Source organism: Stenotrophomonas sp. 80084_Sma, from assembly GCF_056481995.1.
In genome coordinates, this window is record NZ_CM151177.1 from 1 (window position 1) to 20,353 (window position 20,353).

Below are 20,353 nucleotides of genomic sequence, written 5' to 3' on the forward strand. Positions count from 1 at the left end.
ATGGATGCTTGGTCCCGTAGTCTCGAGCGCCTCGAAGCGGAGTTCCCGCCGGAAGACGTTCATACCTGGTTGAAGCCGCTGCAGGCCGATCTGCGCGTGGACAGCCTGGTGCTGTATGCACCGAATGCCTTCATCGTCGACCAGGTCCGCGAGCTGTACCTGGCCCGGATCCGCGAACTGCTGGCCCATTTCGCCGGTTTCAGCGACGTTTTTCTTGAAATCGGCTCGCGCCCGCGTCCCGTGGAGGCGCAGAACGCGCCGGTTTCCACGCCGTCGGCGCATGTGTCCAGCGAACCGCAGGTGCCGTTTGCCGGCAACCTGGACAATCACTACACGTTCGCCAACTTCGTCGAAGGCCGCAGCAACCAGCTGGGCCTGGCCGCCGCCTTCCAGGCAGCGCAGAAGCCGGGCGACCGCGCGCACAACCCGCTGCTGCTGTACGGAGGCACGGGCCTGGGCAAGACCCACCTGATGTTCGCCGCCGGCAATGCCATGCGCCAGGCCAATCCGGGTGCGAAGGTGCTGTACCTGCGTTCGGAACAGTTCTTCAGCGCGATGATCCGGGCTCTGCAGGAAAAGACCATGGATCAGTTCAAGCGCCAGTTCCAGCAGGTGGACGCGCTGCTGATCGATGACATCCAGTTCTTCGCCGGCAAGGACCGCACCCAGGAAGAGTTCTTCCACACCTTCAACGCGTTGTTCGATGGCAAGCAGCAGATCATCCTGACCTGCGACCGCTATCCGCGCGAGGTCGAAGGCCTGGAAGCACGCCTGAAGTCGCGGCTTGCCTGGGGCCTGTCGGTCGCGATCGAACCGCCGGACTTCGAGACCCGCGCCGCGATCGTGCTGGCCAAGGCACGCGAACGCGGTGCAGAGATTCCCGATGATGTTGCGTTCCTGATCGCCAAGAAGATGCGCTCCAACGTGCGCGACCTCGAAGGTGCGCTCAATACCCTGACCGCCCGCGCCAATTTCACCGGCCGCGCGATCACCACCGAATTCGCCCAGGAAACCCTGCGCGACCTGCTGCGCGCCCAGCAGCAGGCGATCAGCATTCCCAACATCCAGAAAACCGTTGCCGACTACTACGGCCTGCAGATCAAGGATCTGCTGTCGAAGCGTCGGACCCGCTCGCTGGCCCGCCCCCGCCAGGTCGCCATGGCCCTGACCAAGGAACTGACCGAGCACAGCCTGCCCGAGATCGGCGACGCCTTTGCCGGTCGCGACCACACCACGGTGCTGCATGCCTGCCGCCAGATCCGGACCCTGATGGAAACCGACGGCAAGCTCCGCGAGGACTGGGACAAGCTGATCCGGAAGCTGAGCGAATGATGCACGGATGCCGATGAGGCGTCATCGCACAAAACGGTGCAGAATCCGGTAGCAAGCGCGGGACACGTTGTGGATAAAAATGGCGTCTGAAATCGCGTCGAATTTATCCACAGCTTTCCCCACCCCCTGGGGGTCGGTAATACAGAGGGTTTCGAGGCATGAAATTCTTTTACTTACAAAGACTTAGCGTTGTTTTCCAGCGATTCTGTCTCTACCAGCACCACCAAGCTTTTGATTTATTCCACATTTTTTAAAGCATAGGGGCACGGAACCACATGCGTTTCACACTGCAGCGCGAAGCCTTTCTCAAGCCGTTGGCACAGGTCGTCAACGTGGTCGAACGCCGCCAGACCCTTCCGGTTCTGGCCAATTTCCTGGTCCAGGTGCAGAACGGCCAGCTGTCGCTGACCGGTACCGACCTGGAAGTGGAGATGGTGTCGCGGATCGCGGTTGAAGATGCCCAGGACGGCGAAACCACCATCCCCGCCCGCAAGCTGTTCGAGATCATCCGCGCCCTGCCCGACGGCAGCCGGATCACGGTCTCGCAGACCGGTGACAAGATCACCGTGCAGGCCGGCCGCAGCCGCTTCACCCTGGCCACCCTGCCCTCCAACGACTTCCCGTCGGTTGACGAAGTGGAAGCCACCGAGCGCGTGGCCATCGGCGAAGCGACCCTGAAGGAACTGATCGAACGCACCGCGTTCGCGATGGCCCAGCAGGACGTGCGCTACTACCTCAACGGTCTGCTGTTCGATCTGCGCGGCGATGCGCTGCGTACCGTCGCCACCGACGGCCACCGCCTGGCGCTGTGTGAAACCGATCTGGCCAAGCCCAGTGGTTCCAAGCGCCAGATCATCGTGCCGCGCAAGGGCGTGACCGAACTGCAGCGCCTGCTGGAGAGCGGCGATCGCGAGATCGAGCTGGAAGTCGGCCGCAGCCACGTCCGCGTCAAGCGCGACGATGTCACCTTCACCTCGAAGCTGATCGACGGCCGTTTCCCGGATTACGAAGCGGTGATTCCGATCGGTGCCGACCGCGAAGTGAAGGTTGATCGCGAAGCACTGCGTGCCTCGCTGCAGCGTGCCGCGATCCTGTCCAACGAGAAGTACCGCGGCATCCGCGTGGAAGTCTCGCCGGGCAACCTGAAGATCAGCGCGCACAACCCGGAACAGGAAGAAGCCCAGGAAGAGATCGAAGCCGACACCACGGTCAGCGATCTGGCCATCGGCTTCAACGTGAACTACCTGCTGGATGCCCTGTCTGCCCTGCGCGACGAGGAAGTCATCATCCAGCTGCGCGACTCCAACTCCTCGGCGCTGGTGCGTGAATCCAGCAGCGAGAAGTCGCGCCATGTGGTGATGCCGCTGCGTCTCTAACGGCAGCCTGTTCCACGTGGAACCGAACGACGCCCGGGATCTTCCCGGGCGTTTTTTTTTTGCAGGTTCCACGTGGAGCATCGCGATGGGCGGATCTCCAGGTGTGGGTGAATGGCTTCCTTGAGATCGCTGGTTGCCGATTGATCCTGGCTGCCCTTCCGATGCAATCGGCGCTGAGCGATTGGAATCCAGGTTGTGAGCTTGGGCGCTGTCCAGCCGCTCTCGATCGAGTATGCCGTTCTGGGTCTTCAGCCTGATGCACGTTCCCCGAACTTGCCGGAGGGGTGAAGCAGATCGTGGGTCGCAACGCTGCGGTTGCTTCATCTGCAGACGCCACTGTCCACAGGTCTCGTTGGGGTCGGATCGGGGCCGGCCTAGCTTCTAAATCTGGGTATAAATCTAAAGCATGGTGGTGATGGTAGGCCCAGATTTCGTGGAGAAATGCATTATCTAGTTGATTTTGAAGAGATTTATGCACCTGAAACCCCCTGTATAGAGGCCCCTCAGGCTGGGGGGGAACCTGTGGATAGTTTCGCAGGTCGGGCAAAAGGGCTTTTTTATCCACAGTTTGCCCATACCTTGTGTATAAGTCATACAGACCTGCTGTGGACAGTGTGAAACGGCGGGCTCGAAATCCTTGAAATCTGTGGAACCCTCCAGGGCATCGCATCGTAGATTTCAAGAAATCTGCGCGGTGTTCGCGCAAACCACCGTCGGGGCACCTGGCGATGCTCGCGGAATGAGGCTGAAATCGCTGAAATCTGAGGGCCGGTACCCTGCGCCGGCGCTCAGAATTCAAGGATTCCCGGGCGTATCCAGACCCAGGCGAGCCCAGGTGAGGGAGCGCCACCACGTGGAACACGCGTAGGGTTGCCAGACGGAGTCTTCAGCACAGTGGCGATGTCTGGCGCGGCACGGCTGGCTTGACCGATGCAGTAAGCTGATGGATTCCCTGCCCCTCTACCGCCTTGTGCGGATGGTCTTTCGCGCCCCATGCAGATCCGCCGCCTCGCCTTGCATCAACTGCGTCGTTTCAGTGCGGTGGACCTGTCGCCCCAGCCGGGATTGAACCTGCTGACCGGCGACAACGGTGCCGGCAAGACCAGCGTGCTCGAAGCCCTGCACTTGATGGCCTATGGCCGCAGCTTCCGTGGCCGGGTGCGTGACGGTCTGGTACGCCAGGGCCAGGAAGCGCTGGAAATCTTCGTGGAATGGGACGAACAGCGTGCCCATCACCCGCCCCACCGCCGAAAAGCCGGCCTGCGCCACAGTGGTCAGGACTGGAAGGGGCGACTGGACGGCGAGGATGTCGCACAGCTGGGTAATCTCTGCGCAGCGCTGGCCGTGGTGACGTTCGAGCCCGGGAGCCATGCACTGGTCAGTGGTGGTGGTGAACCCCGCCGCCGCTTCCTCGACTGGGGCTTGTTCCACGTGGAACCGGATTTTCTGTCCCTGTGGCGTCGCTACTCCCGGGCGCTGAAGCAGCGCAATGCCCTGCTCAAGCAGGGCGGGCCGTCGCGGATGCTCGATACCTGGGATCACGAGCTGGCCGAGGCAGGAGAACCACTGACCAGCCGCCGCCAGCACTACCTGGAGCGTCTGCAGCAGCGCACGGTCGCCTTGGCCGCCAGCCTCGCTCCACAGCTCGGTATCCAGGGATTGGGGCTGAGCCCCGGTTGGCGGCGGCACGAGCTTCCCTTGGCCGATGCCCTGCTTCTGGCCCGGGAACGTGACCGGCAGGCCGGGTATACCTCGGTGGGCCCGCACCGCGCGGACTGGAGTGTGGATTTCCACAGCATTCCAGGTCGTGATGCGCTGTCCCGCGGCCAGGCCAAGCTGACGGCGTTGGCGTGCCTGTTGGCACAGGCGGAGGACTATGCGGAACAGCGAGGCGAATGGCCGGTGATCGCATTGGACGATCTGGCCTCGGAGCTGGATCGCACCCATCAGGCGCGGGTACTGGAGCGCCTGCTCAATGGGCCGGCACAGATCTTCATCACCGCCACCGAAACCCCGGCGGCGCTGCAGGAACTGACCCACATCGCCCGGTTCCACGTGGAACATGCACAGATCGTGGCTGTGCCATAGTGGGCACACCAGGGCCGCTCGACCCCGGCTGGTATAATTCGGGTTGGAATCCTTTCATTCTCGGCGCATCGCCCCAAGCGGTGCCCGACCTGCGGAGCCTACGGCAAGCGCAATGAGCGACGAACAGAACACCCCGGCAAACAACGGCAATTACGACGCCAACAGCATTACCGCCCTGGAAGGCCTGGAGGCTGTCCGCAAGCGTCCCGGCATGTACATCGGCGACGTGCATGACGGCACCGGTCTGCACCACATGGTGTTCGAGGTCGTCGACAACTCGATCGACGAAGCGTTGGCCGGCCACGCCGACCACGTTGCAGTGACGATCCACGCCGACGGCTCGGTCTCGGTGTCCGACAACGGCCGTGGTATTCCGACCGGCAAGCACGAGCAGATGAGCGCCAAGCTCGGTCGCGAAGTGTCTGCGGCCGAAGTCGTCATGACCGTCCTGCACGCAGGCGGCAAGTTCGACGACAACAGCTACAAGGTTTCGGGCGGCCTGCACGGCGTCGGCGTCAGCGTGGTCAACGCGCTGTCGCAGAAGCTGCTGGTGGACGTGTTCCAGAATGGCTCCCACTACCAGCAGGAATTCAGCAACGGCGCAGCCGTGACTGCGCTGGCCAAGCTGGAAGCCACCACCAAGCGCGGTACCACCGTGCGCTTCTGGCCGTCGACCGTCGCCTTCCACGACAACGTGGAATTCCACTACGACATCCTGGCCCGCCGCCTGCGCGAGCTGTCGTTCCTGAACTCCGGCGTCAAGATCGTCCTTGCCGACGAGCGTGGCGACGGCCGTCGCGATGACTTCCACTACGAAGGCGGCATCCGCAGCTTCGTGGAGCATCTGGCCCAGCTGAAGACCCCGCTGCACCCGAACGTCATTTCAGTCACCGGCGAGCACAACGGCATCGTCGTGGACGTGGCGCTGCAGTGGACCGACTCCTACCAGGAGACGATGTACTGCTTCACCAACAACATTCCGCAGAAGGACGGCGGTACCCACCTGGCCGGTTTCCGCGGTGCGCTGACCCGTGTGCTCAACAACTACATCGAGCAGAACGGCATCGCCAAGCAGGCCAAGATCAACCTGACCGGCGATGACATGCGCGAAGGCATGATCGCAGTGCTGTCGGTGAAGGTGCCGGACCCGAGCTTCTCCAGCCAGACCAAGGAAAAGCTGGTCAGCTCCGACGTGCGCCCGGCGGTGGAAAACGCCTTCGGTGCGCGGCTGGAAGAGTTCCTGCAGGAAAACCCGAACGAAGCCAAGGCGATCGCCGGCAAGATCGTCGATGCCGCACGTGCACGTGAAGCCGCGCGCAAGGCCCGCGACCTGACCCGCCGCAAGGGCGCGCTGGACATCGCGGGCCTGCCGGGCAAGCTGGCCGACTGCCAGGAAAAGGATCCGGCGCTGTCCGAACTGTTCATCGTCGAGGGTGACTCGGCAGGTGGTTCGGCCAAGCAGGGCCGCAACCGCAAGAACCAGGCGGTGCTGCCGCTGCGCGGCAAGATCCTCAACGTGGAACGCGCGCGTTTCGATCGCATGCTGTCCTCCGACCAGGTGGGTACGCTGATCACCGCGCTGGGCACCGGCATCGGCCGTGACGAGTACAACCCGGACAAGCTGCGTTACCACAAGATCATCATCATGACCGACGCCGACGTCGACGGCGCCCACATCCGCACCCTGCTGCTGACGTTCTTCTACCGCCAGATGCCGGAGCTGATCGAGCGCGGTTACGTCTACATCGGCCTGCCGCCGCTGTACAAGATCAAGCAGGGCAAGCAGGAGCTGTACCTGAAGGACGACCCGGCGCTGGACAGCTACCTGGCCAGCAGCGCAGTGGAAAACGCTGCACTGGTGCCGGCCACCGGCGAGCCCGGCATCGAAGGCCTGGCGCTGGAGAAGCTGCTGCTGGCCTACGCGGCGGCGCTGGATTCGATCGAGCGCAACGCACACCGCTACGACCGCAACCTGCTTGAAGCGCTGGTCGACTTCGTCCCGATGGACCTGGAAAGCCTGCGCGCTGCCGGCGAAGGCGAGGGCCTGGATGCACTGGCCAAGCGTCTCAACCAGGGCAGCCTGGGCAGCCCGCGTTTCACGCTGGAACTGCAGGACGCCAACGATGAGCGCCCGGCCGCTGTGCTGGTGACCCGTCGCCACATGGGCGAACAGCACATCCAGGTGCTGCCGATGTCGGCCTTCGAAAGCGGCGAACTGCGCGCGATCCACCAGGCATCGAAGCTGCTGCACGGTCTGGTCCGCGAAGGCGCGACCATTTCCCGCGGTGCCAAGTCGATCGAAGTCGACAGCTTTGCCAAGGCACAGAACTGGCTGCTCGAGGAGGCCAAGCGCGGCCGACAGATCCAGCGATTCAAGGGTCTGGGTGAAATGAATCCGGAGCAGTTGTGGGACACCACGGTGAATCCGGAAACCCGTCGACTGCTGCAGGTGCGCATCGAAGATGCTGTCGCTGCCGACCAGATTTTCAGCACGCTGATGGGCGATGTCGTCGAACCGCGTCGCGACTTCATCGAAGACAACGCGCTGAAGGTCGCAAACCTGGATATCTGACACAATCGGGACACGGCCGGTGCGCGGGGAGGCGCGCCGGCCTTCGACTCTTGAACGCAGGTACCTGATGTCCGCATCCGCCCCGGTTTCCGCTCCGCCCCCGGTTCCGCCGGCTTCTGCCGCGCCGCGTGCCGTTTCGCCGTTGGCGGGGTTTTTCATCGACCTGGGTATCGCCGCTGTCACCCTGTTCGGCCTGAGCCTGATCAGCGGCCTGCTATGGGGCCTGTACCGTGGCGTGGTGGTTGGTTACGCGAACGCGCAGGCCGGCGCTGGCGCCCCCGACGCCAGTTCGGTAGCGGCATCACTGGGCCAGCCGGGCGCGCTTGCGCAGATTCTCATGGCGCTGTTTGCCACCGGCGGCGCCGCGCTGCTGCTGTACTTCTGGCGACGGCCGGCCAATGCCGCCGAGCGCCACGCGTCGCGCCAGGCGCTGCGCCGTCCCTCCACCTGGGGCTGGACCCTGCTGGTGGCGACCCTGATCGTGCTCGGCAGCAATGGCATCGCCTTCCTGGCCAAGCAGTTCGGCATCGAGCCGGTTCCCACCAATCTGGCGCTGATGCAGAGTGCGATCGCGCGCTTCCCGTTGTTCCTGGTGCTGTTCGCGGTGGTACTGGCACCGGCCTACGAGGAGCTGCTGTTCCGCCGCGTGCTGTTTGGCCGCCTGTGGAAGGCCGGACGCCCGTGGCTGGGCGTGGTACTGAGCAGCCTTGCTTTCGCCCTGATCCATGAAATCCCTGGCACCAGTGCCAACGGCCCGGCCGAGATCGCGCAGCTGTGGCTGGTCTATGGCGGCATGGGTGCCGCGTTCTGCTGGCTGTACCAGCGCACCGGCACGCTCTGGGCCGCGATCACCGCGCACGCGCTGAACAACGGCGTGGCGCTTGCCGCGCTTGTGTTCTTCGGGGCAACGTAACGCCGTGTCCGCTTGACGAAAGATTAAGCCGCTACGCTACACACTGCGCATATGAACACGGGGGTGGATCCATGAAACAACTGCTGCTGGCCCTTGTCATCACCACCCTGGTCAGCGCCTGCGCGACCACGACCTCCCCTACCGGCCGTCGGCAGATGGTGGGCGGGGTGTCGCAGGCGCAGCTGGACCAGCTCGGCGCACAGGCGTTCGCCGAAACCAAGCAGAAGGAAAAGATCAGCACCGACGGCCGCCAGAACGGTTACGTGCAGTGCGTGGTCAACGCCCTGGTCGCGCAGCTGCCGCCTCAATACCGTGGCGTACGGTGGGAGACGGCCGTGTTCGTCGACAAGGAGCCCAACGCCTTCGCCCTGCCCGGCGGCAAGGTCGGCGTGAACACCGGCATCTTCACCGTCGCCAAAAACCAGGATCAGCTGGCTGCCGTAATCGGCCATGAAATCGGCCACGTCATCGCCCGCCACCACGAAGAGCGCATCACCCGGCAGATGGGTGCGCAGACCGGGCTGGCCGTGCTCGGTGCGCTGGCCGGCGCGGCCTACGGAGAAGGCGCTGCCAGCACCGTCAACCAGCTCGGGGGCATGGGCGCGCAGACCGCCTTCCTGCTGCCCGGTTCACGCACCCAGGAAAGCGAGGCCGACGTGATCGGCCAGCGACTGATGGCCCAGGCCGGTTTCAACCCGGCGCAGGCGGTCGACCTGTGGCAGAACATGATGGCCGCCAGTGGCGGCCGCAGCCCGCAATGGCTGTCCACCCACCCCGATCCAGCCAACCGTATCCAGGAACTGCGACGCGATGCACCGGGACTGACGCCGGTCTATCAGCAGGCGCAGGCGGCCGGGCTGCGGCCAAAGTGCGGATGAGTGCGCAGTTCTATGCTGTATTGCAGCACATAAAACGATTTCTCACGCCATCTGTTTCTGATACGTTTGGCGGCTCAGATTTTTCTGACAGTCCGACTTTGCCGCTATCCGGCGGTTCGATCGAGGTGAACGATGATTTTCCGTAACCACAAAGCTGTGCTTTCCGTCCTCGTCGCGACCGCCCTGACCGGCGCCGTGGTCACCGATGCCTTCGCGCAGTCCTCGCGTTCCTCCGAGCGTGGCAACCGCGGCGGCAAGCAGGCCAAGGCCGAAGCGCTGTACCCGAACGCGACCCGCGAGGAGCCGACCGTCAAGGCATCGGCCAAGCTGGGCAGCAAGCTGCAGAAGATGATCGACAGCTACAACAAGGAAAAGTTCCCGGAGACGCGCACGCAGGCCGACGCGATCCTGGCTGACAGCGCCGCGAACGAGTACGACAAGTCGCTGGCCGCGCAGCTGGCCTCGCAGGCCGCCTACCAGACCGACGACACCCCGGCTGCCGTGGCCTACCTGAAGCAGGTCCTGCAGTTCAACGGCCTGGACAACAACGGCCACTTCCAGTCGATGCTGATGCTGGGCCAGCTGCAGCTGCAGGAAGACCAGACCGCCGAAGGCCTGGCGACCCTGGACAAGTACTTCGCCGAGAGCAAGTCGACCAAGCCGGAAGAGCTGATCGCCAAGGGCCAGGCGCTGTACCAGCTGGAGCGCTACCAGGAAGCGATCCCGGTGCTGAAGCAGGCCATCGCCGGTGCCACCGAACCGAAGGACAACTGGAACCAGCTGCTGATGGCGGCCCTCTCCGAAGCCGGCCAGTCCGGTGAAGCGGTGAAGGAAGCCGAAGCACTGGCCGCCAAGAACCCGAACGACAAGAAGGCCCAGCTGAACCTGGCCAGCATGTACATGCAGGCCGATCAGATGGAGAAGGCTGCCGCGGTGATGGACAAGCTGCGCAGCAGCGGCCAGCTCACCGAAGAGCGCGAGTACAAGCAGCTGTACTCGATCTATGCCAACACCGAACACAAGGAAAAGGACGTCATCGCGGTCATCAACGAAGGGTTGCAGAAGGGCATCCTGAAGCCGGATTACCAGGTCTACCTGGCGCTGGCCCAGTCCTACTACTACTCCGACCAGGTGCCGCAGGCGATCGATGCGTGGCAGAAGGCTGCCCCGCTGTCCAAGGACGGTGAGACCTACCTGAACCTGGCACGCGTCCTGCATGCCGAAGGTCGCATCCCGGAGGCCAAGCAGGCCGCCCAGCAGGCGCTGGCGAAGGGTGTGAAGAACCAGGCTGATGCCAAAAAAATCATCAACCTGAAGTAAGTAGGAATAACGCCTGAATGCCTGCACAGTTGATGCGCAGGCGCTCAGGATTGGTATAAGCTTGGAGGTTCCTGCGGTGTCATGCACCGCTGATCAGGGATTCCGCCCCCGGCATCCCGGCCCCACTATTGAGCTCTTGGCGCATGACGGAACAACTAGTCGTTCACCGGTACGAACAACCCGATGACAAGGGGCTGAGCTGGCCTCGCATCGTCGGCATCGCGTTTGTAATTGCCCTGCATCTGGCCGCGTTCATGATGCTCCTGATCCCCGCCGTGGCTCCCAAGGCCGTGGCTGAGAAGGAGCGCAACGTCATGGTGACGATCGTCGACGCCCCGCCGCCGCCGCCACCGCCGCCGCCGCCGCCGCCGCCGACGGATACTCCGCCGCCGCCGGTGAAGAACCTGTCGCCGCCGAAGCCGTCGCCGGTCCCGCCGCCGCCGCAGGCGCCGGTCGTGGACGTGCCGGAACCGCGCCCGAGCGATATCGTCACCCCGCCGTCGCCTCCGTCGCCGCCGGCTCCGCCGACCTCGATCGAGGCCAGCGTGGACATCTCGTCGAAGGCCATGAACCCGCCGCGCTACCCGCCGGCAGCCTTCCGCGCGGGTATCCAGGGCGAAGTGATCCTGATCATTGATGTCGATGCCAGCGGCAACGTCACCAATGTCACGGTGGAAAAGTCCAGCCGTAACCGCGACCTGGACCGTGCTGCGATGGAAGCAGCTCGCAAGTGGCGCTTCAACGCCGCTGAATCTGGCGGTAAGAAGGCGGCAGGTCGCGTTCGCGTCCCGGTCAACTTTGCGCTGAACTGATGCGTCCGGGTGGCCGCCTGGCCACCCCCGCTCCCAGTTCGATTGTTTAGCTTAGCTACACCCTTTATCACCACACACAACAAAGGTAAGCGTCATGCTGCAGGAAATTTTCATCGCCGCTGCTGCCGGGGGCAATCCGTCCAACGCCCTGTCGCAGATGGGCTTCGAGCACCTGATCCACGAAATGACCACCAAGCCGGGTGATTTCGCGGTTTCCTGGGTCGTGCTGCTGACCCTGGTCGTCATGTCGGCCATGTCCTGGTACTGGACCGTCATCAACATCTTCCGCGCCACCCGCCTGAAGAGCGCCGCTGATCGCGTCGTCAGCCTGTTCTGGGATACCCCGAACGCGCAGGACGCCATCCGTGCGATGGAAGAACAGCCGGCTTCCGAGCCGTTCTCCAAGATCGCCCTGGACGCTGCCCAGGCGGCTGCCCACCACCAGCGCGCTGAAGGCGGCGCCACCGGCGGCGTGGGTGAGAACCTGAGCCGTTCGGAGTTCGTCGACCGCGCTCTGCGTCAGGCCGTGACCCGCGAAAGCAACAAGCTGCAGTCGGGCATGACCCTGCTGGCCACCGTCGGCGCGACCGCTCCGTTCGTCGGTCTGCTGGGTACCGTGTGGGGCATCTACGGCGCGCTGATCAAGATCGGTGCCACCGGCTCCGCTTCGATCGACGCCGTTGCCGGCCCGGTGGGTGAAGCGCTGATCATGACCGCGATCGGTCTGTTCGTCGCGATCCCGGCCGTGTTCGCCTTCAACTTCTTCAGCAAGATCAACAGCGCGACCATCAGCAAGTTCGATACCTTCGCGCACGACCTGCACGACTTCTTCGCCACCGGTTCGCGCGTCCGCTAATTGCGACGCGCTGTACCCAGCGAGAACGTAGTCAACACGATCTAGACGGAGCCCGTTATGGCTTTCAGTAGTGGTAACAGCGGCGGCCCCATGGCCGACATCAACGTTACGCCCCTCGTGGACGTGATGCTGGTGCTGCTGATCATCTTCATCATCACGGCGCCCCTGATGTCCCACAAGGTCAAGGTGGATCTGCCGGAGGCCAACCTGGTCCAGAAGCCGGACGACACCAACGACCGCAAGGGCCCCATCACCCTGGCAGTCAAGGAAGATGGCTCGATCTACTGGAACGACGAAGAAATCAACAAGCAGACTCTCGAGTCGCGCTTGGCGACCGCCGCCCAGCAGACCCCGCAGCCGCCGTTGAACCTGCGTGGTGACCGCACCACCAAGATGCGTGTCATCAACGAGATGACCAAGATCGCGCAGGAACAGGGCATGCTGGACGTCGGCTTCGTCGCGACCAAAGAGAAGGGGCAGTAAGCCATGGCATTCAGTAGTGGTGGTGGCAAAGGCCCCATGGCAGACATCAACGTCACGCCCCTCGTGGACGTGATGCTGGTTCTGCTGATCATCTTCATCGTGACCGCGCCGATCATGACGTACCCGATCGCCGTGGACCTGCCGCAGCGCGTGCTCAACCCACCGCCGCAGCTGGTCGAACCGCCGCCGCCGATCGAACTCAAGATCGACGCCAGCAACCAGGTCTCGTGGAACAACAGCCCGATCAATGCGAGCGAGCTGCAGCAGCGGATGGAGAACGAGGTCCAGAAGGACCCGACCAACCAGCCGGAACTGCGCATCGATGCGAGCCCGGATTCCGAGTACGACGTGATGGCCAAGGTTCTGGCTGCCGCGAAGAACGCTCAGATGAAGAAGATCGGTTTTGTGCAGCAGTAACTGCTACACCGCAATACAACAGTCATGACGCGACTGCAGACGCCCCTGGAAACAGGGGCGTCTTTTTTATGGTTCTTCACCCAACTCCGGGGAAGGCGGCTCGGATTTTGAGGAAGAAATAGGCGTCGTCCCGGTATCCGTAGGCGACGCGCTTTATGACCTTTATCTTGTTGTTGATCCCCTCGACCAGATTCGTTCCGAGGGGCCACCGGCAATGAGCCAGAATGCCTGCCAGATAGGGCTGTAGGCGACGGACAAACGTTCGCAGGGGCTCCAGGCGGCTACGCAATGCGCGCTGTCGCCAGCTCTTCCACGCTTTTGCTGCCCAAGCCTGGCTGCGGTAGCGCCAGAGCTGCTTCAAGTCGTCTTTCAGCACATAGGCCGTCAGTAGTGCCTTGTTGGCAGCCAGCAGCTCCTTGAGCTTCACTCGTTGATCCGCCGGGACATTCTGCCGGTTGCGCAGCAAGAGCCAGCGAGAGGTCTTCACCACACGCCGAGCAGGTTTGTCCTGGCGCAGCCTGTTGGCTTCATCCACGCGGACCCTGTCGATGACCTCCCGGCCGTATTTGGCCACCACATGGAACAGGTCGTAGACCACTTCGGCATTTGGGCATTGGGCTTTCACTTCTAGGTCGAATGCCGAATTCATGTCCATGGCGACCGCTTGGATACGTTCGCAGCCCTCCCGGCCCAACAGCTCGAAAAAGGGGCGAACATCCGCTCGGCTACGACCACGCCCAACCCATAGCACTCGTTTGCGGGACGGCTCTACTATCACCGTGGCGTAGCGATGGCCCTTCTGGATCGCGAATTCGTCCATTGCAAGAATACGGATTCCGGAGAGGTCCACCGGTCCCAACGTCTGCTGCAAGTGCCTGAAATCAAGCGCCTTGACGGTTTTCCAGTCCAGTCCGTGCCATCTGGCTGTGGCATGGATCGACGTGGTAGCACACATCTGTGCAACGCTCTTTGCGAGTCGTTGCGTGACCCGGCAGTGCCGATCCAGCCAGTCCAGATGCTCCAGCTTCGGCCCGCAACGAGGGCAGGCCACGCGCTGCCGCTGCACCTCCAGCTCGACCGGCTCATCGAAAACAGGCAGATCACGGATACGCCGGATCACATGGTCGTGGATGGAGGTAACCCACTTGGAACAGCCGCTGCAGCGGTGCCTGCGGCGTCCATCGGGAAGCAGCGAAAGTACCAGCCACGAGACCCCATGACGAACCTCGCGTCTCCAACCATCCAGGCGATACCCCGCCCAGTCCCCCAACAACGGCATACAATCCAGCTTGGCCACGGCCGGCCCCAGTTTGTAGTCTCGACAACCACAATCTAGCGGGTCGGCCGTGAGCCTCTCCCCTCAGATGGGAGAAGAACCTTTTTTATGCCTGACGGCCTGGACCGTTATGATCGGCGGATGCTCGCCCTCTTCGACTCCCTGCGCCACTGGCTCGACGGCATCGCCCACCTTGGCACGATCCTGGCGGTCGCCTATCTGCTGTACCTGTTCGCGCTGGCGGGCTGGATCATGCTGCAGAAGCGCGAGCCGGTGGCCACCCTGAGCTGGATCCTGTCGCTGGCGCTGCTGCCCTACCTGGGTCTCTTCATCTACTACCTGCTGGGCCCGCAGAAGGTGAAGCGGCAGCGCCTGCGCCGTGGCCGTGCCCGCTCGGGGATGGAGCACTACAGCGATGTCTGCCCACCCGACGCCGACTGCACCGAGCTGGCCAAGGTCGCACAGGCCACGACCGGGCTCGCGCCGAGCAGCGCCACCGAAGTCACCTGGCTGGTGGATGGCGCGGCAACCTACGCGGCCCTGCTGGACGCCATCGCGCAGGCCCGCGATCACGTGCACCTGGAGTACTACATCTTCAACCCGGACCATGCCGGCACCGCGCTGCGCGACGCCCTGGTCGAGCGCGCCCGCGCGGGTGTGCAGGTGCGCCTGCTGCTCGACGCGGTGGGTTCGTCGGCCCTGCCCCGCCGCTTCCTGCAGCCGCTGCTCGACGCCGGTGGCGAAGCGATCTGGTTCCACCCACGGCAGCTGCTGAAGCCATTCAAGCGCCCGTGGTTGAACCTGCGTACCCACCGCAAGCTGGTGATCGTCGACGGCCGCCTCGCCTTCACCGGCGGCATCAACATCACCGACGACGAGGATGAAAGCCGCAGGGCGGATGCCTACCGCGACCTGCACATGCGCATCCGCGGCCACGTGGTGCGCAGCCTGCAGCTGGTGTTCGCCGAGGACTGGCTCTACGCCAGTGGACAGGATCCCTCGCGCATGGACATCGCGCGTCTGTGGCCAGCCGACATGCCGCTGCGCGGCGATGGTGCGATCAACGCCCAGGTGCTGGTCTCCGGCCCGGACTCGGGCTGGGAAACGATCCATCGCCTGCATGTGGCGGCGATCCAGGAAGCGCACGAGCGCGTCTGGCTGGTCACGCCCTACTTCGTGCCGGGCGAAGCGGCGCGGATGGCACTGACCTCGGCCGCGCTGGGCGGGCTGGACGTGCGCCTGCTGGTGCCGAAGATGAGCGATTCCTGGTTCGTCACCCAGGCCGCCCGCTCCTACTTCGACGAGCTGCTGCATGCCGGGGTGAAGATCTACGAGTACGGCCCACGCATGCTGCATACCAAGGCCTTCATCGCCGATGACGACGTCTGCATCGTCGGCAGTGCCAACTTCGATCACCGCAGCTTCCGGCTGAACTTCGAGCTGTCGATGATGATCAGCGACCGTGACCGGGTGGCTGCGCTGGCCGAACTGCTGCAGGGCGAATTCGACCGTTCCACGCGTGTGCACGACCAGGCCGGTCGTTCGCTGTGGCTGCACCGCCTGCCCGAGGCCTTCGCCCGGCTGGCCTCGCCGCTGCTCTGACGCAGCGCTACACTGCGCCGATCATCCGGGGAGCCCGACTATGTACTGGTTGTACCTGCTGCTGGCGCTGGGCTCTTTCGCCTTCGCGCTGAAGACCCCCAGCCCCGGGCTGATGACCCTGTGCCTGCTGGCCGCCCTCGCCTTCCTGTTGGCCTGGGTGCGTGGCCGCTACGTGGCCCGTTTCGGTGATCCACAGCGCGATCCGTCCACACTGGTCGATGCCGAAGAACTGCGCCGCCTGCGCGAACAGGCCCAGGCCCGCCGCGGTGACGACCCCAACGATCACGATCCATCCCCTCTTTCCAAGTAGTTTCGTTCCATGACCCAGCTCAGCGTCAACGTCAACAAGATCGCCGTCCTGCGCAATTCGCGCGGTGGTGCCGAACCGGACGTGGTACGCGCCGCCCAGGCCTGCCTGGATGCCGGCGCGCATGGCATCACCGTGCATCCGCGACCGGACCGCCGTCATATCACCGCCGAGGACGTGCTGGCCCTGTCCACGCTGACCCGTGCGCGTGGGGTGGAGTTCAACATCGAAGGCAATCCGTTCGCACCGCCGCGCGAGGGTTATCCGGGGCTGCTCCCGCTGTGTGCACAGACCCACCCGGCGCAGACCACCCTGGTACCGGATGGCGATGGGCAGATCACGTCCGACCACGGTTTCGACTTCGAGCGCGATGCCGAGCGGTTGCGCCCATTGATCACCGAACTGAAAGCGATGGGTTGCCGGGTCAGCCTGTTCGTCGATGCCGGCAACCCGTTGCTGGAGCAGGCGGCCGAGGTGGGTGCGGACCGCATCGAGCTGTACACCGGGCCCTATGCGGAGGCGCATGCGGCTGGTGATGCTGACGCGATGCTGGCGCTGTTCGCCACTGCCGCACGCCGTGCACAGGCCGTTGGCCTGGGCGTGAACGCCGGCCACGATCTGTCGCAGGACAACCTGCGCGATTTCCTGGCCAACGTGCCGGACGTGCTGGAGGTGTCGATCGGCCACGCGCTGATCGGTGAGGCGCTGTACGACGGGCTGGACGCCACGGTGCGCGGGTACCTGGCGCTGCTCTGACCCCTCCCCTGTAGCGTCGAGCCCTGCTCGACTTCGGTCTTGGGCCACCCTGGGTGGGAGTCGAGCACGGCTCGACTCTACGGGTGGCGCTGAACCCTTCAGGCGGCCGTCGCAGCCACTGAGACGGCCGCGACTTACCCTGCCGCAATGGGTATTGCGATCAAGGGCCGAGGTTCCACGTCCCACCTTGCCGGGCGCTTTGAAAGCACTGTCAGCGAGGCGGTGGACGACGGCTGGGCGGTCGACGAGAGCGAGGAGTTCCTTGCCCCTCGCCTGCGTACCGAAGTGCGTGCCGAGACCGCGCGCAGCATCATCAGCCGCAACACCTCGCCGGACGTCGGCTTCAGCCAGTCGGTGAATCCGTACCGCGGTTGTGAGCATGGCTGCTCCTACTGCTTTGCGCGCCCCTCGCATGCTTATCTGAACCTGTCGCCGGGCCTGGATTTCGAAACCAAGCTGTTCGCCAAGACCAATGCGCCGCAGCTGCTGCGCAAGGAGCTGTCGAAGCCGGGCTACGTGCCGCAGCCGATCGCGCTGGGCATCAACACCGACGCGTACCAGCCGATCGAGCGCAAGTTCAAACTCACCCGCCAGCTGATCGAAGTGATGCTGGAGACCAAGCATCCTTTCTCGCTGATCACCAAGAACGCACTGGTCGAGCGCGATATCGACCTGCTTGCACCGCTGGCGGCGGAGAACCTGGTCAGCGTGCATTTCTCGGTGACCTCGCTGGACCCGCACCTCTCCGCGAAGCTGGAACCGCGCGCATCGGCGCCGCACGCACGGCTGCGCGCGATGAAGCGCCTGCATGAAGCCGGTATTCCGGTGGGCGTGATGGTGGCGCCGGTGATTCCGTGGATCAACGACAGCGAACTGGAAGCCGTGCTGGAGGCTGCACACGATGCCGGTGCCAGCACCGCCGGTTATGTGCTGCTGCGCCTGCCGCTGGAAGTGGCACCGCTGTTCCGCGAGTGGCTGGACACCCATCATCCAGATCGCGCCGCACATGTGATGAGTACCATCCAGCAGCTGCGCGGCGGCAAGGACTACGACAGCCAGTTCGGCACGCGCATGCGGGGCCAGGGCGTGTATGCCGATCTGTTGAACAACCGCTTCAAGCTGGCGCGCAAACGTCTGGGCTTCAATGCGCAGAACAGCCATTGGCCGAAGCTGGATTGCAGCCGGTTCCAGAAGCCGCTGCCGCCGAAGAAGGATTCGCCGCAGGGGTCGTTGTTCTGAGTAGAGTCGAGCTTGCTCGACTGGAGACGTAAAGGCAGTCGAGCAAGCTCGACTCTACCCTCCAAACAACTTCTGCGCACTCTGGAACAGGATCCAGCTGGTCGCGATGAACTTGTCCCCACCCTGCGGCCGGTTGCCACGATGCGTGTGGGTGAACGCAGTCGGCGCAATCAGCAGGCTGCCGGTGCGCGGCGCGATCTTCCGCCCCTGGAACAGGAACTCGGTTTCGCCCTCTTCGAAGTCGTCGTTGAGGTACAGCGTCCACAGCACGTGCCGGTGCAGGGTCTCGGCCTGCGCATCCTTCGGGTACAGCTCGCAATGCCAGTACGGGTAGCCGCCCTCGCCCGCCGCATACCACTGCAGGTTGATCGCACCCGGGCGCAGGCAGGTGCGGGCCAGATCGGCCAGCTGCTGCTGCGGCATGTCGGGGAAGTCCTCGGCAGACAGGCGTCGCGGTTGGCCGTTGCTGTCCTGGATCTGCAACATCAGCGGCGCAATCAACGCCTGTGGATAACGGCGTAGATAAGTCAGCAGGCCGTTGAACACCGCGATCTGCAGCTGCTGATCGACATCCTGCCAGCCGTCCAGGCCACTGATGCGCAGATCCTTGCTGTGCTTGAGTTCCGGGAACACGCCACTGCCCACCGCACCGGGCTGCAGGCCACGCGTAGCGCGCAGGCGCTCAACGATGGCCGCGCAGACCTCGCTGGGGACGGCGTTGTGGATGACTTCGATGAAATCGACCGGGCCCTGCTCGTGCATGCGTGCATTCCTTAGGCGGCAACGGCTTGATGGTGCCGTTTGCCGCCCTCGGTGTCACCCCGCGGTCATGTCATCGAACTGCCATGACCGCTGTCAGGCGATAGGCCGTCAGCCCTGCGCGTCGTCGTGTGCGTGGTGGTAGCGCACGGCTTCAGCCACTTCCTCGCGCGAACCCAGGAACACCGGCACGCGCTGGTGCAGCTGGTCGGGCTGGATGTCGAGGATGCGCTCGCGGCCGGTCCAGGCAGCGCCACCGGCCTGTTCGACCAGCAGGCCCATCGGGTTGGCTTCGTACATCAGGCGCAGCTTGCCGGCCTTGGACGGATCCTTCTTGTCCCACGGGTAGATGAAGATGCCGCCGCGGGTCAGGATGCGATGCACGTCGGCGACCATGCTGGCGATCCAGCGCATGTTGAAGTTCTTGCCGCGCGCGCCTTCCTTGCCCGCCAGCAGATCACCGACATAGGCCTGCATCGGCGCTTCCCAGTGACGCTGGTTGGACATGTTGATGGCGAATTCCTGGGTGGCCGCCGGAATCTGCATGTTCTCGGTGGTCAGCACGAACTCGCCCTTCTCGCGGTCCAGGGTGAAGGCATGGGTACCGTGGCCGACGGTCAGCACCAGCTGGGTGCTGGGCCCGTAGATGCAGTAGCCGGCGGCGATCTGCTTGCTGCCCGGCTGCAGGAAAGCATCATCGCCCGGCAGTTCGACGTTGGTCGGGCAGCGCAGCACCGAGAAGATGGTGCCGACGGAGACGTTGACGTCGATGTTGGAGCTGCCATCGAGGGGATCGAACAGCAGCAGGAAATCACCGCGCGGATAGATGTCCGGCACCGGCTGGCTGTGGTCCATTTCTTCGGAGGCGCAGGCGGCGAGGTGGCCGCCCCAGGCGTTGGCTTCGAGCAGGATCTCGTTGCTGATCACATCCAGCTTCTTCTGCGCTTCGCCCTGCACGTTGCCGGTACCGGCGTCGCCGAGCACGCCACCGAGGGCGCCCTTGCTGACGGCGATGGAGATGCTGGTGCAGGCGCGGGCGACGACCGCGATCAGCTGGCGCAGGTCGGCATTGATGCGGCCGGCGTGCTGTTCCTGGATCAGGAAGCGGGTCAACGAAGTACGGGACATGAGCGGGCAGGTCTCGGCAGCGGGAAAACGCCTATTGTCGCCCGTATGGCGGTGCCGTGCGTGAGCGCGGGAAGGCGTAATCGTTTCCAGATGCGTTGCGCTCGTGGCGCCTTCCTTCATGGAGGCGCAGGGCGAGGCACACCGTGGCCAGGACACGCCGTAAACCCATCCATGGGGGCTCGATCGGCGCATCCATGCGCCTCACGGTCCTGGCCACGGTGTGCCTCGCCCTGCGCTTC

18 protein-coding genes are annotated in these 20,353 nt (G+C 64.1%); 15 read left to right on the forward strand and 3 right to left on the reverse strand.

Annotated features, from left to right (window positions below; translation table 11 throughout):
• The 11 genes from dnaA (at window position 1) to ACZK3W_RS00055 (ending at window position 13,047) form a co-directional block, all read left to right on the forward strand.
• Window positions 1–1,332, forward strand: a complete 1,332-nt coding sequence (dnaA, locus tag ACZK3W_RS00005) for a chromosomal replication initiator protein DnaA (RefSeq protein ID WP_005411730.1) — start codon at window positions 1–3, stop codon at window positions 1,330–1,332.
• 275 nt (window positions 1,333–1,607) lie between these two features.
• Window positions 1,608–2,708 (forward strand): DNA polymerase III subunit beta, encoded by a 1,101-nt coding sequence (gene dnaN, locus ACZK3W_RS00010; RefSeq protein ID WP_005411731.1) that lies wholly within the window; start codon window positions 1,608–1,610, stop codon window positions 2,706–2,708.
• 993 nt (window positions 2,709–3,701) lie between these two features.
• Window positions 3,702–4,796: a DNA replication/repair protein RecF gene (gene recF, locus ACZK3W_RS00015; RefSeq protein WP_121504964.1), complete on the forward strand. Its 1,095-nt coding sequence runs from the start codon at window positions 3,702–3,704 to the stop codon at window positions 4,794–4,796.
• Window positions 4,797–4,908: 112 nt separating this feature from the next.
• Window positions 4,909–7,368 carry a DNA topoisomerase (ATP-hydrolyzing) subunit B gene (gyrB, locus tag ACZK3W_RS00020; protein WP_032128508.1) on the forward strand — a complete coding sequence of 820 codons (2,460 nt, stop codon included), beginning with the start codon at window positions 4,909–4,911 and terminating at the stop codon, window positions 7,366–7,368.
• A 67-nt stretch (window positions 7,369–7,435) separates the two neighbouring features.
• Window positions 7,436–8,281, forward strand: a complete 846-nt coding sequence (locus ACZK3W_RS00025) for a CPBP family intramembrane glutamic endopeptidase (RefSeq protein ID WP_049399023.1) — start codon at window positions 7,436–7,438, stop codon at window positions 8,279–8,281.
• 71 nt (window positions 8,282–8,352) lie between these two features.
• On the forward strand, window positions 8,353–9,159 hold the full coding sequence (locus ACZK3W_RS00030) for a M48 family metallopeptidase (protein ID WP_032128510.1): 807 nt from the start codon (window positions 8,353–8,355) through the stop codon (window positions 9,157–9,159).
• A gap of 132 nt (window positions 9,160–9,291) precedes the next feature.
• The gene (locus ACZK3W_RS00035) at window positions 9,292–10,479 is read left to right on the forward strand and encodes a tetratricopeptide repeat protein (RefSeq protein ID WP_032128511.1); all 1,188 of its coding nucleotides are present in this window, start codon (window positions 9,292–9,294) and stop codon (window positions 10,477–10,479) included.
• Window positions 10,480–10,622: 143 nt separating this feature from the next.
• Window positions 10,623–11,291: an energy transducer TonB gene (locus ACZK3W_RS00040; protein WP_049399022.1), complete on the forward strand. Its 669-nt coding sequence runs from the start codon at window positions 10,623–10,625 to the stop codon at window positions 11,289–11,291.
• Window positions 11,292–11,385: 94 nt separating this feature from the next.
• A complete protein-coding gene (gene exbB, locus ACZK3W_RS00045; protein WP_004132614.1) occupies window positions 11,386–12,147 on the forward strand; it encodes a TonB-system energizer ExbB in 762 nt (253 codons plus the stop codon).
• A gap of 57 nt (window positions 12,148–12,204) precedes the next feature.
• Window positions 12,205–12,630: an ExbD/TolR family protein gene (locus tag ACZK3W_RS00050; RefSeq protein ID WP_012509603.1), complete on the forward strand. Its 426-nt coding sequence runs from the start codon at window positions 12,205–12,207 to the stop codon at window positions 12,628–12,630.
• Between the two features lie 3 nt (window positions 12,631–12,633).
• A complete protein-coding gene (locus ACZK3W_RS00055; RefSeq protein WP_032129281.1) occupies window positions 12,634–13,047 on the forward strand; it encodes an ExbD/TolR family protein in 414 nt (137 codons plus the stop codon).
• Between the two features lie 76 nt (window positions 13,048–13,123).
• Here ACZK3W_RS00055 and ACZK3W_RS00060 read toward each other — a convergent pair whose 3' ends face one another.
• Window positions 13,124–14,326 carry an ISL3 family transposase gene (locus ACZK3W_RS00060; protein WP_049422456.1) on the reverse strand — a complete coding sequence of 401 codons (1,203 nt, stop codon included), beginning with the start codon at window positions 14,324–14,326 and terminating at the stop codon, window positions 13,124–13,126.
• A gap of 138 nt (window positions 14,327–14,464) precedes the next feature.
• Here ACZK3W_RS00060 and cls point away from each other — a divergent pair, with 138 nt between their 5' ends.
• The 4 genes from cls (at window position 14,465) to ACZK3W_RS00080 (ending at window position 18,227) form a co-directional block, all read left to right on the forward strand.
• Window positions 14,465–15,925: a cardiolipin synthase gene (gene cls, locus ACZK3W_RS00065; protein WP_032129285.1), complete on the forward strand. Its 1,461-nt coding sequence runs from the start codon at window positions 14,465–14,467 to the stop codon at window positions 15,923–15,925.
• A gap of 40 nt (window positions 15,926–15,965) precedes the next feature.
• Entirely contained in the window at window positions 15,966–16,235 is a 270-nt protein-coding gene (locus ACZK3W_RS00070) for a hypothetical protein (protein WP_125892595.1), read from the forward strand.
• A gap of 9 nt (window positions 16,236–16,244) precedes the next feature.
• Complete coding sequence (locus tag ACZK3W_RS00075) at window positions 16,245–16,988, forward strand: pyridoxine 5'-phosphate synthase (protein ID WP_125892597.1); 744 nt, start codon at window positions 16,245–16,247, stop codon at window positions 16,986–16,988.
• A 147-nt stretch (window positions 16,989–17,135) separates the two neighbouring features.
• A complete protein-coding gene (locus ACZK3W_RS00080) occupies window positions 17,136–18,227 on the forward strand; it encodes a PA0069 family radical SAM protein (protein ID WP_253143499.1) in 1,092 nt (363 codons plus the stop codon).
• Between the two features lie 54 nt (window positions 18,228–18,281).
• Here ACZK3W_RS00080 and ACZK3W_RS00085 read toward each other — a convergent pair whose 3' ends face one another.
• Together ACZK3W_RS00085 and ACZK3W_RS00090 are read right to left on the reverse strand one after the other, a co-directional pair.
• Window positions 18,282–18,989: a 2OG-Fe(II) oxygenase gene (locus ACZK3W_RS00085; RefSeq protein WP_065724008.1), complete on the reverse strand. Its 708-nt coding sequence runs from the start codon at window positions 18,987–18,989 to the stop codon at window positions 18,282–18,284.
• Between the two features lie 108 nt (window positions 18,990–19,097).
• Window positions 19,098–20,114: a class 1 fructose-bisphosphatase gene (locus ACZK3W_RS00090; RefSeq protein ID WP_014035428.1), complete on the reverse strand. Its 1,017-nt coding sequence runs from the start codon at window positions 20,112–20,114 to the stop codon at window positions 19,098–19,100.
• Window positions 20,115–20,353 lie beyond the last annotated feature (239 nt).

Excerpts from the sequence above, each read along its gene's own strand:
- ACZK3W_RS00085 (WP_065724008.1), bottom strand. The coding sequence starts at position 18,989 with ATGCACGAGCAGGGCCCGGTCGATTTCATCGAAGTCATCCACAACGCC.
- dnaN (WP_005411731.1), top strand. The coding sequence starts at position 1,608 with ATGCGTTTCACACTGCAGCGCGAAGCCTTTCTCAAGCCGTTGGCACAG.
- ACZK3W_RS00030 (WP_032128510.1), top strand. The coding sequence starts at position 8,353 with ATGAAACAACTGCTGCTGGCCCTTGTCATCACCACCCTGGTCAGCGCC.
- ACZK3W_RS00055 (WP_032129281.1), top strand. The coding sequence starts at position 12,634 with ATGGCATTCAGTAGTGGTGGTGGCAAAGGCCCCATGGCAGACATCAAC.
- ACZK3W_RS00050 (WP_012509603.1), top strand. The coding sequence starts at position 12,205 with ATGGCTTTCAGTAGTGGTAACAGCGGCGGCCCCATGGCCGACATCAAC.
- ACZK3W_RS00080 (WP_253143499.1), top strand. The coding sequence starts at position 17,136 with ATGGGTATTGCGATCAAGGGCCGAGGTTCCACGTCCCACCTTGCCGGG.
- ACZK3W_RS00060 (WP_049422456.1), bottom strand. The coding sequence starts at position 14,326 with ATGCCGTTGTTGGGGGACTGGGCGGGGTATCGCCTGGATGGTTGGAGA.
- recF (WP_121504964.1), top strand. The coding sequence starts at position 3,702 with ATGCAGATCCGCCGCCTCGCCTTGCATCAACTGCGTCGTTTCAGTGCG.
- gyrB (WP_032128508.1), top strand. The coding sequence starts at position 4,909 with ATGAGCGACGAACAGAACACCCCGGCAAACAACGGCAATTACGACGCC.
- cls (WP_032129285.1), top strand. The coding sequence starts at position 14,465 with ATGCTCGCCCTCTTCGACTCCCTGCGCCACTGGCTCGACGGCATCGCC.
- exbB (WP_004132614.1), top strand. The coding sequence starts at position 11,386 with ATGCTGCAGGAAATTTTCATCGCCGCTGCTGCCGGGGGCAATCCGTCC.
- ACZK3W_RS00075 (WP_125892597.1), top strand. The coding sequence starts at position 16,245 with ATGACCCAGCTCAGCGTCAACGTCAACAAGATCGCCGTCCTGCGCAAT.
- ACZK3W_RS00025 (WP_049399023.1), top strand. The coding sequence starts at position 7,436 with ATGTCCGCATCCGCCCCGGTTTCCGCTCCGCCCCCGGTTCCGCCGGCT.
- ACZK3W_RS00040 (WP_049399022.1), top strand. The coding sequence starts at position 10,623 with ATGACGGAACAACTAGTCGTTCACCGGTACGAACAACCCGATGACAAG.
- ACZK3W_RS00090 (WP_014035428.1), bottom strand. The coding sequence starts at position 20,114 with ATGTCCCGTACTTCGTTGACCCGCTTCCTGATCCAGGAACAGCACGCC.
- ACZK3W_RS00070 (WP_125892595.1), top strand. The coding sequence starts at position 15,966 with ATGTACTGGTTGTACCTGCTGCTGGCGCTGGGCTCTTTCGCCTTCGCG.
- ACZK3W_RS00035 (WP_032128511.1), top strand. The coding sequence starts at position 9,292 with ATGATTTTCCGTAACCACAAAGCTGTGCTTTCCGTCCTCGTCGCGACC.
- dnaA (WP_005411730.1), top strand. The coding sequence starts at position 1 with ATGGATGCTTGGTCCCGTAGTCTCGAGCGCCTCGAAGCGGAGTTCCCG.